9 protein-coding genes and 3 pseudogenes are annotated in these 13,720 nt (G+C 55.8%); 5 read left to right on the top strand and 7 right to left on the bottom strand.

Annotation, left to right across the window (positions count from 1 at the left end; genetic code table 11):
• From AC2FNB_RS18250 to AC2FNB_RS18240, 3 genes and pseudogenes are all read left to right on the top strand, one after another.
• Positions 1-110 (top strand): annotated as a pseudogene (locus tag AC2FNB_RS18250) (IS5/IS1182 family transposase); the annotation flags it as partial.
• Positions 111-271: 161 nt separating this feature from the next.
• Entirely contained in the window at positions 272-808 is a 537-nt protein-coding gene (locus AC2FNB_RS18245) for an IS110 family transposase (RefSeq protein WP_496748320.1), read from the top strand.
• A 146-nt stretch (positions 809-954) separates the two neighbouring features.
• Positions 955-1,266 carry a transposase gene (locus tag AC2FNB_RS18240; RefSeq protein WP_496748321.1) on the top strand — a complete coding sequence of 104 codons (312 nt, stop codon included), beginning with the start codon at positions 955-957 and terminating at the stop codon, positions 1,264-1,266.
• Positions 1,267-1,344: 78 nt separating this feature from the next.
• Here the strand turns inward: AC2FNB_RS18240 and AC2FNB_RS18235 are convergent, their stop codons facing one another.
• Positions 1,345-2,343, bottom strand: coding sequence for a HupE/UreJ family protein (locus tag AC2FNB_RS18235; RefSeq protein ID WP_496748319.1), 999 nt, complete (start codon positions 2,341-2,343; stop codon positions 1,345-1,347).
• Positions 2,340-3,170 carry a peptidyl-prolyl cis-trans isomerase gene (locus AC2FNB_RS18230; RefSeq protein WP_496748318.1) on the bottom strand — a complete coding sequence of 277 codons (831 nt, stop codon included), beginning with the start codon at positions 3,168-3,170 and terminating at the stop codon, positions 2,340-2,342. The genes AC2FNB_RS18235 and AC2FNB_RS18230 overlap by 4 nt, the downstream gene beginning before the upstream one ends.
• Positions 3,171-3,500: 330 nt before the next feature.
• Here AC2FNB_RS18230 and AC2FNB_RS18225 point away from each other — a divergent pair, with 330 nt between their 5' ends.
• A complete protein-coding gene (locus AC2FNB_RS18225; RefSeq protein WP_496748317.1) occupies positions 3,501-5,456 on the top strand; it encodes a DUF3604 domain-containing protein in 1,956 nt (651 codons plus the stop codon).
• Positions 5,457-5,601: 145 nt separating this feature from the next.
• Here the strand turns inward: AC2FNB_RS18225 and AC2FNB_RS18220 are convergent, their stop codons facing one another.
• From AC2FNB_RS18220 to AC2FNB_RS18200, 5 genes and pseudogenes are all read right to left on the bottom strand, one after another.
• Positions 5,602-6,852: an adenylate/guanylate cyclase domain-containing protein gene (locus tag AC2FNB_RS18220; protein ID WP_496748316.1), complete on the bottom strand. Its 1,251-nt coding sequence runs from the start codon at positions 6,850-6,852 to the stop codon at positions 5,602-5,604.
• On the bottom strand, positions 6,849-7,238 hold the full coding sequence (locus AC2FNB_RS18215) for a response regulator (protein ID WP_480752124.1): 390 nt from the start codon (positions 7,236-7,238) through the stop codon (positions 6,849-6,851). The genes AC2FNB_RS18220 and AC2FNB_RS18215 overlap by 4 nt, the downstream gene beginning before the upstream one ends.
• Entirely contained in the window at positions 7,213-11,436 is a 4,224-nt protein-coding gene (locus tag AC2FNB_RS18210; protein WP_496748315.1) for a GAF domain-containing protein, read from the bottom strand. Before AC2FNB_RS18210 ends, AC2FNB_RS18215 begins: the two co-directional genes overlap by 26 nt.
• Positions 11,437-11,580: 144 nt before the next feature.
• Positions 11,581-11,997 (bottom strand): annotated as a pseudogene (locus AC2FNB_RS18205) (DDE-type integrase/transposase/recombinase); the annotation flags it as partial.
• 33 nt (positions 11,998-12,030) lie between these two features.
• Positions 12,031-12,738 (bottom strand): annotated as a pseudogene (locus tag AC2FNB_RS18200) (IS6 family transposase).
• Positions 12,739-12,806: 68 nt separating this feature from the next.
• Between AC2FNB_RS18200 and ypfJ the strand changes: the two are divergent.
• The gene (gene ypfJ / locus AC2FNB_RS18195) at positions 12,807-13,493 is read left to right on the top strand and encodes a KPN_02809 family neutral zinc metallopeptidase (protein ID WP_496748314.1); all 687 of its coding nucleotides are present in this window, start codon (positions 12,807-12,809) and stop codon (positions 13,491-13,493) included.
• The last annotated feature ends 227 nt before the right edge of the window (positions 13,494-13,720 follow it).

Genomic DNA, 13,720 nt, shown 5'->3' with positions numbered 1-13,720 from the left:
TCATGTTCGGCAGGCTCAAGGACTGGCGGCGCGTGGCGACACGATATGATCGCTGCCCCAAGGTCTTCCTCTCAGCCATCGCTCTGGCCGCGACCGTTATCTATTGGTTATGCATCCTGACCCTTCTGTATCTCGAGTTTGCTAACTTAACCCCCGTCAGCCACCTTTGCCGAGGTTGCTGACGGGGCGGTGTATGGCGTCTGAGCCTTGTGGCAAGACCACGTTTTCTAGCGAGCCAGCACCGTCTCTCTTCATCGTCTCGAACAGTTGAATGCGGCCGGTCTGGACCGCGGAGCAGAAGGAAGAGGGTATGAACAAAGTATCACACGAGCAGACCATCGGCATAGACGTCAGCCGCGATTGGCTTGACGTTCATTGTCTGCCGGAGACTCGTAGGTTGCGGCTCCCAAACAGCGATGAGGGTCACGCGCAGCTTGTTGATCTGGCACAATCAACGCACGCGCTTGTTTGTTTTGAGGCGACTGGAGGGCAGGAATGGCGTCTGTGGACCGCGCTGGATGCAGCCGGCATATCGACTCGGCAATTGCCGCCAGCTCAGATTAAAGCCTTCGCTGCCAGCCGTGGCACACGCGCCAAGACGGATCGGATCGACGCGGAACTCATTGCGCGCTTCATGGCATTTCGACCAGACGCGGGGCGCGAACTGCCACATGGGAAATTGCGCCTTCTCAGAGCCTTGGCATCAAAGCGCAACTTGTCGAGACGCGCAAGAGACTTCCGGCGCAGATCAAGGCGCATGAGAAGTTGGGAACGGATGGGATTTTCACTGAAGTTGATGCTGAACTGAGGGAGCTGTTGGATCGGCAGATCGGTAAATTGGAAGATCAGATTGCGCAGACCATCGCCGCAGATCAGGGCCTTGCAAAAACCGCTGATATCTTGCGTTCTGTCCCTGGGATTGGCCCCGTTGCCAGCACTATTCTGATCGCGGAAATGCCCGAACTGGGCCAACTCTCGGGAGAACAAGCTGCTGCGCTCACGGGCCTGGCTCCCATTGCTCACGATAGCGGTGCGATGCGCGGCAAGCGCGTCATTGGTGGCGGACGGCGACAGGTACGACACGTCATGTTCCAGGCTGCTCTGGTCGCGAGTCATCACAATCCGCATCTCAAGATCTTCGCAGATCGTTTGCGTGACGCAGGCAAACCACACAAAGTCATCATCACAGCAGTCGCTAGAAAGCTCGTTACAATCGCGAACGCACTCCTAAAATCTCGGCAAAACTGGTCGGCTCAGACCGCCTGAGAAATACAGTTGCTAGTGCTTGCGAGTCCGCTTTTGATCCGGTCACATCATCAGAGCCCCGACTACTTCAAATCGCATTTAGAACCCTGCAATCCGGTCGATGACCCAAAACGCGGCCAAGCTCCCGATGCCGTAGCTGGCCACGCGCTCAAGCTGTCCTGCTCGGTCTTTGATTGCCGGATAGGCCTGTTGGACCGCGAAGCCAACTGCCAGTACCACAGCGACAAACAAAATCTGGCCGAGTTCCACGCCGATATTGAAGGCAAACAGAGCCACCGGAATATCGCCTTCGGGCAGGCCGATTTCCCGCAGGGCCCCGGCGAAACCCAATCCGTGAATCAAGCCGAAGGTAAAGGAAACCGCCCATGGGAAGCGCATCGTCAGTGGATCGCGCTCTTCCGGTCGTTGCGACAACTCGAAAGCGAGAAACACAATCGAGAGCGCGATCACTGCTTCGACAGGTGGCGACGGGATGTTCAGCCAACCGAGCGTCGCCGCGGCCAGGGTTACACTGTGGGCAATCGTGAATGCCGTAATCGCCCAGAACAGTCGCCCGCGCCCTGGGATCAACAGCACAAGAGCAAAAACGAACAACAGGTGATCAACGCCCTCCAGAATGTGCGTCACCCCAAGCGCAACGTAGCTGGTAATGATGTCGAGAACCCCCTGGTTCTCCGGCACTTCAAACGCGGTTTCGGAGGGCGTGAGGCGATAGACCTGCGTCCGGCCGGGTTCCAGTTCATACCGAACCAAGGTTTCCGTGCGGGTCTGGTCGAGGCCGGCGATTTCGATCACACCGCCATTCAGTCCGCCTGGGCAGGTCGTGACCCAAGCCGTTGTCCAGGCCCGCCCATCGAAGATCGGCTCTGCAGGTGGCTCGTGCGAGCAATTCTCTGGTAGGCGCGCCTCGATTGGCATCGGCCGACCTTTCACATCTGGTGTGCGCCAGGTTACGCGCCAGCGCTCCTGCCCGAGCGAGGCAAGCTCAAGATACCCGGGATCGAGTGCGTGGGCCGAAGCGGAACCCGGCAAACAGGTGGCTAGGACAACAATCAGGGCGGACAGGAGTCGGGTCATTGGCTCAGCACCGTATCGGCATCGGGCAGGCTGACCGGGTAACGATCCAGAAGTGCCTGACCGAAAGCCTCGCTCATTTCCTTCATTCTTTCGGCAAGCCATTCTGCTTTGACGCGGTCCCGGATGTCCCGCAGCGGCGGTAGCGCCGCGTCCTCCCTGTCAATCACTCGTACCAAGTGCAGGCCGTACCCGCTTTGAACCGGGCCGTGCCATTCTCCGATGGGCATGTCCTCGAGGGCCACGTGAAACCCATCTCCGAATGTCCGGCCGATCACCGGTGCGGGCGACATCGACAGGCTTGGCGGCAAAAGGCTTGCAGCCCCTAATGTCCAAGGGTCAGCGCCGCTGTCTAGCAAGGCGAGAACCTCTGAAGCCTCGCTTTCCGGTGGCAGGATGATGTGCTCAAAGGTAAAGCGCGCTGATCGCGTGAACCGGTCCGCGTTGTTGTCCAGATAGGCCTGGAGCGTGACGTCGTCGGGTTCCAAAGTGGCAGCGCCTGATTCCGCCAGATAGCGCATCTTTTGGTGCAGCCGTTGCCGGATTACTGCGTCCTCCCGGTCCAGCCCGAGGGCCAGCGCCTCGCGGACATTAACCTCTTCCAGGGCCCAGGACCGCATCAGGTGGTCGAGTTCTGTTGCTGTCGGTGAGCGGTTCCAGGTTGCGGTAAAGTTTTGCACCAAACGGTCGGCGTCGGTCTCTGTCAGAACAATGGCATCAAGCGCAGGGGCAGTTGCATCGTCCTCGACCACCCCGTAGCCGACAAAAATCAGCGCACCGATCACAAAGAAATGGACGAGGGGAGAAAAGAAAAAATATCGCGGAGTCATCTGGTTTGCATTCAAAAGGGTCGTTTATCCGCTAGGCTTTCTGCTAAGCAACGAAATTGCAAGGCTTTCCGCGACCAGTACAAGTCCTATGAGGTTGGATGGCTGGCGAGACTCGTCCGAACAAATGGAAACCGTGGTTTAACCATGTGCCTCGATGCGGTTTCGACCCGCGATCATATTCCAATTTGAATAAGTGTTCGATTCTGCTAAGTTACGATCATTGAAGCCTACGATTGTCATTGGGTGGCGTAGAAGGGATGCATCTTTCCTACTGCTGCTCAGGCCTTTTTGTCGGACACATCCGGACAGAAACTAATAGGAAAGCGTTTCATGAATTTGTATCGGCCAAACTCCCCCAGAAAAGCGGCAATCCTGATGACGACGGCGTTTTTGTCTTGGGCCTTGCCCTCCGCTGCGCAGGAATGGACGCCTTCACCCGATCAGCTTGCCGATTCCTACCCCGCCCCGGCCTACTCGCCCTATGCCGGGCGCAGCTTTCCGGAACGACCGCTTTGGGGGGACACGCACCTGCATACTGGTCAGTCGATGGACGCAGGCGGCTTCGGCGCGCGCCTGACCCACGAAGACGCTTACCGCTTTGCCCGTGGTGAGGAGGTGACCGCTTCATCAGGTCAGCCCGTGCGCCTGTCGCGCCCGCTCGACTGGCTGGCGATCACCGATCATTCAGACGGCATGGGCATGATCATTGACGCCTTGGCTGGCAACCCGTCGGTGACGCGTTACGAACAGGGGCGGCGCTGGTCCGAAGGCTTCCGCGCAGGTGGACAAACCGCAGTGGAAACCGCGCTGGACCTGATCGGAACGGTGTCGCAGGGGGCAATCGATGTCGATCTCTTCAACAACTACATGCCCGGGGCCCGGCGTTTCGCGACAATCTGGTCAGACAACCTGCGCACCGCCGAACGGTTTTACGATCCCGGCGTCTTCACTCCGATGCTCGGGTTCGAATGGACGTCTCTTGTCGCTGGCAACAATTTGCACCGCAACGTCATCTTCCGCGACGGCCCGGCGCGCGTCGGGCAGGTCGTGCCGATGGTGATGACGCCGCCATGGGGCAGCCCTGACCCTATGGATCTTTACGCGTATCTCGACGCCTATGAAGACAAGACCAATGGTGCCGCGCTTGCGCTTGCACATAACGGCAATCTTTCCAATGGCGTCATGTTCCCTGTGGACACCCGCTTTGACGGTTCTGCGGTTACGCAGGAATATGTTGACGCGCGCGCAAGGTGGGAACCCCTTTATGAGATCACTCAAATAAAGGGTGATGGCGAGGCGCACCCTTTCCTGAGTCCCAACGACGAGTTTGCGGATTTCTACAACTGGGATGTTGGTAACCTTGACCTGTCAGAAGCCAAGACCAATGACATGCTTGCACGGGAATACGCTCGTGAAGGGTTAAAAACCGGGTTGGCCCTAGAGGCAAAATTCGGCACCAACCCATATAAGTTCGGCCTGAGCGGCGCAACTGACAGCCATACCGGTCTTGTCACGGCCGAAGAGGAAAACTTTTTCGGTAAACACACCGGGTACGAACCGTCGGCCGAACGCTTGCAGCATCCGTTCATGAAGAATGAGAATGGTGAACTCTTCGCATGGCAAATGCTGGCCTCGGGCCTCACCGCGGTCTGGGCAGAAGAAAATACGCGCGAAAGCATCTTCGACGCCATGGCCCGCAAGGAGATCTACGCAACGACCGGGCCACGCATCGCAGTACGGTTCTTCGGTGGCTGGGATTTTGTCGCTTCCGACCTGAACTCGCGCATTCCCTCGACGGTCGGCTATGCCAAGGGAGTACCCATGGGCGCCGACCTAATGGCCGCGCCCGAAGGCGCCACGGCGCCGACCTTCATGGTAGCGGCCTTGCGAGACCCGATTGGCGCCAATCTCGACAGGGTGCAGATCGTGAAGGGCTGGCTGAACGCGGATGGCACGACGGACGAAACGGTCTATGACGTTGCCTGGTCGGGCGACCGCCAGGCCGGTGCCGACGGAAAGGTTCCCGCTGTGGGCGACACGGTCGATGTCGCGTCTGCAAGCTGGAACAACACGATCGGTGCCTCGGAGCTTGCAAAGGTGTGGACCGACCCCGATTTTGATCCGTCACGTCCGGCCTTCTACTATGTCCGCGTGCTGGAGATCCCGACGCCGCCTTGGTATGTCTACGATGCTTTCCGTTACGGGATCGAGATCCCCGACGGGGCTCCCACATCGCAACAGGAGCGTGCCTACACCTCTCCCATCTGGTACACACCGCAGGGCTGATGAAAGCCGACGGTTGGTGTCTGCCGGATGACTTCAGAGATGGTTTGAAAATTGCGGAACAGGTTCGGATCCATTGTCGCAAAACGCCAGGAATCTGCCGGGCCCGCTTCAATCGGTTTCCTTAAGACATGGGCGAAGGGGCGCCTCAGGTCAGCTCGATACGAACCCCCGATTCACCGTTAAGCAAACGCTTTAGGTGAAAGCTTGCAAGTTGATCACATGAGCGACTTCCAACCAGTGCTGCAAAGGCAGGTAGCGCTTCTGCATTCCCCGCCTCAAGCATAGAAAATGCCATCAAATAGTCGCGTGTGCCTGTGCAATTCCATTGGTCTTTGGCCAATGCTTCGAACGCGTCCACAATGTCTGAGCGCCCCCTAAGTGCAAGGCTGCCGATAGGTCTGCCTTCGAAGTTTCGCGCCCGTTCCGCCAGACCTGCGCTTACGCATATTCTGGTTCCGAGTGTTTTGTTGGCTTGTTCCAAACGGGCGGCGACGTTCACCGTATCTCCATATGCTGTGTAGTCGAAGAACCTTTCACCGCCAAAGTTTCCCACAATTGCGGGCCCGGTGTGAGCGCCAATTCTTGTGGCGCCGACCAATATCCCTTTCCCTTCCCAGGCTTCGCGAAACCGTTCCGCTTTGTGGTCCAGCGCCAGAGCGCAGGCCACGGCCCGGTCGGCGTGATCGGGTTGATCGCCCGGGGCACCGAAAAGAATGTGCATGGCATCACCGACGATCTTTGTGACCGTCCCTTCATGAGCGAAAACGATGTCGGTCATACCCGTAAGATATTCATTCAAAAGGGTTTCCAGCTGAACGGGCTCAAGTGTTTCGGCCAAACTAGTGAATGAGGCGATATCGGTAAACAGGATGGAAACCTCCCGCCATTTCCCGGAAAAATCAGCTTCGTTCCCTGTCCTTGCCAATTGTTCGGCAAGGTTCGGGGAAAAGAAGCGAGACAAAGACGCATAGGCATTTTCAGCCATGGCTTGGCGGCGGTGGGCCTCGCGCAGAATTTCATCATACCGAACGGTTTTGGCGATCGTCGTTTCAAGGTCGGCAAAGTCGATGGGTTTGATCAGAAAATCGAACGCGCCGCGGTTCATGGCAGTGCGAATATTCGACATATCTCCGTAGGCCGAGACAATGATGGTGGATAGACCGGCTTCTCTTTCTTGCAACTCCTGCAATAAAGTCAGGCCGTCCATGCGTGGCATGTTGATGTCGGTTACAACCAGGTCGACAACTTCGTCGCTTCCAACTATTTCCAAAGCTTCGATGCCGTCGCGCGCGAACACGAAGCTTATCCCTCCATCCCGTATCTGGCGCCGAAATTTCTGCAGGACCAGAGGTTCCAGATCCACCTCGTCGTCGACAAAAAGCACTCGCGGCGTCATGCGGCTTGTTCCACACGCAAGCGGATTTCTTCACGCAGGGATGCAAAATCGATCGGCTTGGTCAGAAAGCCCTTGGCGCCTTTTTCCACTGCCAAGCGCCTGGTTTCGGCATCTCCATACGCTGTGATCATGAACACCGGGACATCCGGTCGGGCGGCGCGCACTTTCGGTAGCAAATCCAGACCGCTCATGCCGGGCATATTGATGTCGGACAAGATGAGGATCAGCATTGCATCATTTATGCTGCGAATTGCGGCCAAGGCTTCGTCGGCACCAAGAGCGAACTGCATGGCGAATTCACCCGCCCGCAACTCCTTTCGAAACTGTTGGCGGAACAGGGTTTCGATATCGGCTTCGTCGTCAATCACGAGAACGAGCAAGTTCATGTCTATCCCCCTCAACGGCAGTTCGGGGCAGAATGACTCGAAACTCGGTAAACTTCCCCGGTTCGGTTTCCACCTCGATCCTACCACCATGTTGTTTGACGATGATATCGTGACTGATTGAAAGACCAAGGCCAGTGCCCTCTCCAGCCGGTTTGGTGGTGAAGAAGGGCGAAAACAATTTCTCCTGCACCTCGCCCGTTATCCCGGTGCCGTTGTCCCGAATGGCGATTTCAACGCAGTCCCCGAGGTTTCTTGTGGATGCTTTCAATGTTGGTTCATAAACATGATCCGTTTGATCCGCTTTTCGTTTCATTGTTGCGTAAAAACCGTTTGAAATCAGGTTCAGAAGAACACGCGTAACTTCCTGCGGGTATAGATCCACTGAGCCTGCGTCTGGCGCCAACGAACGATCGATTGTTATGTTGAAGCCCTGCCGCTCGGCGCGGGCTCCATGGTAGGCAAGGTTCAGACTTTCCTCGACGATGGAATTGACGTCGACAACGCGATGTTCATCGGACCTCTGTCGGGAATGAAGCAGCATGTTCTTCACGATCGAGTCGGCCCGCTGACCATGTTGCACAATCTTTTCCAGATTGCCGCGCAGCATGTCCGCAAGTTCCCGGATATCGTCCGCTGCCTCCTTGTCGGCTTGCAACCCGTCAACCGCTTCCTTTAGTTCGTCTATGAGTTCGGTCGAAACCGAAGCGAAGTTATTGACAAAGTTGAGCGGGTTTTTGATTTCATGCGCAATTCCGGCGGTCAGTTGACCCAATGAGGCCAGCTTTTCGGTTTGCACCAAACGATCCTGAGTTGCGCGGAGATCGCTCAGCGATTGCTCCAACTCCCTTGTGCGCGTCTCTGCGTCGTCGAATAGGCGAACATTCTCTATGGCGATGGCCGCCTGGTCTGCAAACGTGCCGGCAAGTTCGATTTCTTTTTCGTTGAACGGGTCCGGCTCAAACCGGGTCAGCAACAATACACCGATAGCGCGGTTTTCGCGCAGCATCGGCACGGCAAGGATCGTGCGGTACCCTCCCAACTCCCGACCTTCCAGAAAGGTGTATTCGCGGTCATTCATGATATCGGGAATATGAACAATACGACGTTCGATCAGGGCCCTACCAATCGCCGTGCCACGTTCCTGCTCAGTTGGCATGATCCTGACAAATTCGTTGAATTCGGCGGAAGTCCCAAAGCTTGCCACCCGACCGAATTGACCATCCAGTTCCCGGGCAATTATCCCCTGGTCGGCGCGGCATAGCCGGGCCGCAGCTTCGACGAGGGTTTGGAGCACATTGGTCAAATTGAAAGCCGAGCGGGAAATCACCTTGAGCACATCCGCCGTAGCGATTTGTTGATCCAGAGACTCCCTCAACTCAAGAGATCTGGCCTCGACAGTATCGAACAGCTCGACATTGTTGATTGCGATCACCGCCTGGTCAGCGAATGTCGAAACCAGATCAATCTGTTTTTGCGTGAATGGTCGATTGGCCTCGCGCTGCATAGTTATGACGCCAATAGCCGTACCATCGCGAACCAGCGGAACCGCCAAAACGGCGCGGCGTCCCGCGTGGCCAATAATGCCCTTGTCATAGTCCGGATCGGCGGCAGTGTCCGGGACATGCACAGCGCACAATTTTTTTGCTGCCCTGGCCGTCACCGACCCTTGTTGTCCGGGTTTGATGGGATGCGATTTCAAATAGTCTGTCAGGCTTTCAGATGCCTTGGTTTTTAGGTGTGCCACCAGTTTGTATATGCCATTGTCCAAACGGAAAATATGTGCGTCATTGGCGTGGCATAGCCGCTTTGCAGTACTAACGATGGCATCGAAGACAGGCTGAATTTCATTGGGTGTCCGAGAAATGACACCCAATACATCGCTCGTGGCAGTTTGGTAGTCCAACGTTTGTTGAAGTTCGTTGGTTCGCGCCTGAACTTCTTCGAACAACCGCACATTCTCGATTGCGATAACTGCTTGGTCGGCAAATGTCGTTGCAAGTTCGACCTGTTTCTCAGTGAAAGGTCGAACCACGGTGCGAGACAAGGCCAGAATTCCGATTGTCTCGCCGTCGCGCAACAACGGGACTCCCATGACAGACCGGTACCCGGCGATTTCCTGTAACTCTCCCCACGAGTATTCGCTGTCTTCCAACACGTCGACAATCTGAACCGGCTCGCGAGCTTTTGCGGTTCGACCGATCATCGTACCGGGGCCAGGGGTCACATCCAAAGGCGATAGGAATTCTTTTATTTTTGCATGCGACGTCTCGGAAAAACCGAAGCTTGCGGAAAACCTGTAGATGTCGCCGTGCCGCCGAAAGATCCACGCATTCTCGGCCTCGCACAGGGTTGCTGCGGAATGGGTCAACGTGTCGAGCACTGTCTGCAAATCGAAAGCAGAGCGCGATATCACTTTTAGCACGTCCGCTGTCGCGGTCTGTTGCTGCAGCGATTCACGTAATTCTTCCAACAACCGGGCGTTTTCGATGGCGATCATGGCCTGATTGGAAAATGTCCTGAAAATACCCAACTGTTTGTCAGACAAGGGCCCGGGTTTTTCCCGGATAACGCTCAGAGCGCCAATCGCCTCATCATCACGAACCAAGGGAAATACCGTGATAGCGTTATTGCCACTGGCTAGAAGATTTTGGGCGCCTGCCTTCAGATCGTCAGGGGCTTGCGCAGCGTCAGATATGTCGACCAAACGTTTTTCCAGGAATGCAACACTATGAAGATACTCATGCGACAGCGGGATGGGGAAAACACCGCGAACCGCGGCCTCGTCCTCGTCATTCGATGCTGCGATGGCCACAACGTGAAGTTCTCGATCCTGCGGCTTTGCTATCGTAACTTTACAGCCTGGAAATAACTTGAGACCACTTTCGACAATCTCTTCGAACACTGGTTGCGCATCCGATAACGAGCTGGATATGACCGCCAGTATGTCGGCTGTCGCTGTTTGTTGTTCCAAGGCATCGGCAAGATCGCGGTTGCGCAACTCCACTTCCCGAAACAGGCGGGCGTTCTCGATCGCGATCACTGCTTGATCCGAAAAGTTTGAGACCAGTTCGATCTGGCGCTTATTGAATGGCTCGACCTTAGACTTGACCACTGTAATGACACCAATCAGATGATCCCCTTTCAACATCGGAACACCCAAGAGCGTCCGGCCTTGATAACGTGCCGTGAGTTCGCTCAGCTTGTATTCGGGATCGTTCAGTGAATCTTCGATCTGCACCGCTTGGCGTTCGAGAGCGGCCCGGCCCGCAACCGACCCTCTGTCCAATGGCAGAGGATGATCCCGAAGATACTGCTCCTGGCCTTTTGGCATGCCTGTACCTGCGGACGCCAATTTCAAAAGGTTCGCTTCAAGAATGAAGGCGTGCGCCCGTTCCGCACCGCAAAGCCGTTTTGCAGTGTCGACCACGGTTCCAAGCACTGGTTCGGGATCAAATGACGTCCCGCTGATCATCTTCAAAAGGTCGGATGACGCTGCCCGTTGAACGCGTGCTTCTGCCAACTCGCTGTTCCGCTCGGCCAGATCCGTTTCAAGCTCCAAGGTTCTGGAGAGCAGACGAGATTTCTCGATGATCGCCGCGACCAAATCGGCGAACACGGAAAGATGGCTTGTCGTGGTCTTATTGAAATCGCCCCCGTCACAACGGCCGACAACAATAGCGCCGGATGGATGTCCGTCGCAAACTATGGGAACCGAAAAAACACTCCGAACATCAACAGCGTCGACAAAATATCCTGACATTTCAATGCTACTCTGGACGTCCTGAATAAAAACGACCTCTCCCTCCAAAAGCTTATCTTGTATGGAGTGGTTGTGCAAAATGGCGTTCAAAAGGCTTTCGAAACCGCTTTCGGTTTCTGAAGAACCTGCGCAAGTAGCGGCGGGCCATAACTTTCTTTCCTTCACTAGCAATATGCATCCACACTCTGACCCGCTGTCCATCACAATTGCTTCGATGATCTTTCCAAGAGCTGTCAGGAAGTCTGCATTTTCCTGCGAGGTGCCGTCTACGACACCGACCAAACGGTCATCCGAAACGCTCCCAAGAGCAAGATCGTGGGACAGGACCCGAGACCCCTGATCCGTCCGCGCAGCAACTGCGAGCGTGTCTTTTTCTGGATTCGTGCCTTTTTCTTTGCGGGAACGTCCCGCTTTGCAGTTGTTGCCGGAATGGCCCATACGTCACCCTATATGAAGGTAATGACCAAGTTTGCTAATCCGGGATTGTATCACACGGCGTACTTTTCAAAGAAACAATTGTGCCGAGGGTGCTGTCAGACGACTTCGAACCAGTCTCTGCCAAGACAGTAACGCTGTCCCTTTTGCCGCGCAGAAATCGCGCCACTCGGCGAGAGCGGCGGTACGGTTTTGCTTGAAGTGGTTTCGCTTCGAGAGGCTGCGATCCTGGTTGAAGTGGTTGAAGATGGAGGCGTGAACAGCTACGAATTTCTGCAGACTTCGCATCTGCCTGAAGCGTTGCATTGCTCGTTTTCTTCTTCGAAACGGCAGGTGTGAATTCTCAACGCGGTTGTTGAGCCAGCGACCGCACGCCTGCAGATCATCGCACCCCAGATCGCGAAGTGCAGCCTTGTATGAAGCGAACCGATCGGTGACTAGGACCTCTGGTTGACCATACCGCCGCATCAATCTCCTGAACATTATCAATGCAGCGCGCTTGTTGCGCCGCTTGGTGACAACGCTTTCCAGCACTTCACCTTCGGGTGGTGTTAGACGGATGAGAACTAGTCTCAGCTGGGACAGTAACCCTGCCCTTTATGCCGCAGCAAGTTGATGCCACTCGGCTAGAGCGGCGGCGCGGTTGAGCTTGAAATTCTGTCTGCTGGTGAGGCTGCGCTCCGAGTTGAAGTGATTGAAGACCGAGGCGTGGACGGAAGCAAATTTCTGCAGACTTCGCATTCGCCGAAAGCGTTACATTGCCCGTTCTCGTTGTCGGAATGGCAGATGTGAATTCTCGGCCCTGTTGTTCAGCCAGCGACCCGTTTCCTGCCTGTGAGCATTGCCGTTGTCTTTCATCGACGCACCGTAGGACCGGAGTTGGTCGGTTACCAAGACATCAGGACGACCGTGACGCTTCAATGATTTCCTGAGGAATTTCAATGCCGCTTTCCTGTCTCTCGTCTTCGTGACGTAGCTTCCCAGAACCTCACCTTCGTGATCGACGGCCCGCCACATGTAATGACGGTCGCCGTTGATCTTCACGAACATCTCATCCAGATGCCATCGCCACTGCGGCCAGTCGCGCATCTGTTCGACGCGTTTCTTGCGGATCTCGGATGCGAACATCGGACCGAAACGGTTCCACCAGAACCGAACAGATTCGTGACTCACATCAATACCTCGCTCGTGCAGAAGATCCTCGACATTCCGCAAAGACAGCGGAAACCTGACGTACAACATCACGGCCAGCCGGATGATCTCGCGGCTTGTTCGAAAGTAGCGGAACGGGTTCGGATTCGTCATGACCAGACGCTACAAAACCGCCCTGCCCGCCTCAAGCGCAATCCCTCTGACAAGGCCGCGGTGCCGGATTGATTGTGGTCCTCGTGATCGGTCTGCTTTTTGGTGTTGATGTCACGCCGTTTCTGGGTGGCGGGGATCAGGTCGCCCCTCCGCAGGCAAATGCGCCGGTGCAGATTGACGATGAAACAGAGGAGTTTGTTGCCGTTATCTTGGCCGATACCGAAGCGATCTGGTCCGATATATTCCGAAACTCTGGCATTCAATATACGCCACCGGTTCTGGTCCTGTTTGCGGGTCGCACTCAATCTGCCTGTCGGCGTGCCATGTCGGCAACCGGACCGTTCTATTGCCCCGTCGATCAGCGTGTTTATCTGGATACGTCGTTCTTCCAAGTGATGGAACAACGTCTGGGTGCGCGCGGAGATTTTGCCAAAGCCTATATGATCGCCCATGAGGTCGCACACCATGTTCAGAACAGTCTGGGACTTCTGGAAAAGGTCAACCGAACCAAAAGCCAGTCCAGCCAGGCACAGGCGAATGCTCTGTCCGTTCGCGTGAAACTTCAGGCGGATTGCTACTCCGGTTTCTGGACGCGGGCCATGGATCAACGGTTTGGAGTGCTGGAGCCGGGCGACATTGAAGAGGCGCTCAACACGGCTGCCGCCATCGGAGATGACGCGCTGCAACGCGCCCAGAAGGGTGTTGTGGTACCTGACAGTTTTACGCATGGCACCAGCGCACAACGGCAAAACTGATTTTACCGCGGCTACAAATCCGGAAACCCCAACAGCTGCGATACCTTCGCGGTACGACAACTCTGACCTTCAAGGGAAACGAATGAAATCCAGACTGATAGCAGCTATCAGCCCGAGGTATTGCCAAGTTATTGACCTAAGCATGTAAGGTATTGGCGAAGGCAGGTTCAGGCTGTCATTTCCGCAGTGCAATCGTTCCAGAGGTTGAAGGCGTCGGAACGAGCGTG

This window comes from Ruegeria sp. BHSB058 (assembly GCF_059613285.1).
The sequence above is the reverse complement of the archived record's forward strand: the minus strand, read 5'-3'. Positions and strand labels throughout refer to the sequence as shown.

Bases quoted from the DNA above. Each gene is read 5' to 3' on its own strand.
- AC2FNB_RS18220 (WP_496748316.1), bottom strand. From the start codon at position 6,852: ATGACGCCGCGAGTGCTTTTTGTCGACGACGAGGTGGATCTGGAACCT.
- AC2FNB_RS18215 (WP_480752124.1), bottom strand. From the start codon at position 7,238: ATGAACTTGCTCGTTCTCGTGATTGACGACGAAGCCGATATCGAAACC.
- AC2FNB_RS18225 (WP_496748317.1), top strand. From the start codon at position 3,501: ATGAATTTGTATCGGCCAAACTCCCCCAGAAAAGCGGCAATCCTGATG.
- AC2FNB_RS18235 (WP_496748319.1), bottom strand. From the start codon at position 2,343: ATGACCCGACTCCTGTCCGCCCTGATTGTTGTCCTAGCCACCTGTTTG.
- AC2FNB_RS18210 (WP_496748315.1), bottom strand. From the start codon at position 11,436: ATGGGCCATTCCGGCAACAACTGCAAAGCGGGACGTTCCCGCAAAGAA.
- AC2FNB_RS18245 (WP_496748320.1), top strand. From the start codon at position 272: ATGCGGCCGGTCTGGACCGCGGAGCAGAAGGAAGAGGGTATGAACAAA.
- AC2FNB_RS18230 (WP_496748318.1), bottom strand. From the start codon at position 3,170: ATGACTCCGCGATATTTTTTCTTTTCTCCCCTCGTCCATTTCTTTGTG.
- AC2FNB_RS18240 (WP_496748321.1), top strand. From the start codon at position 955: ATGCCCGAACTGGGCCAACTCTCGGGAGAACAAGCTGCTGCGCTCACG.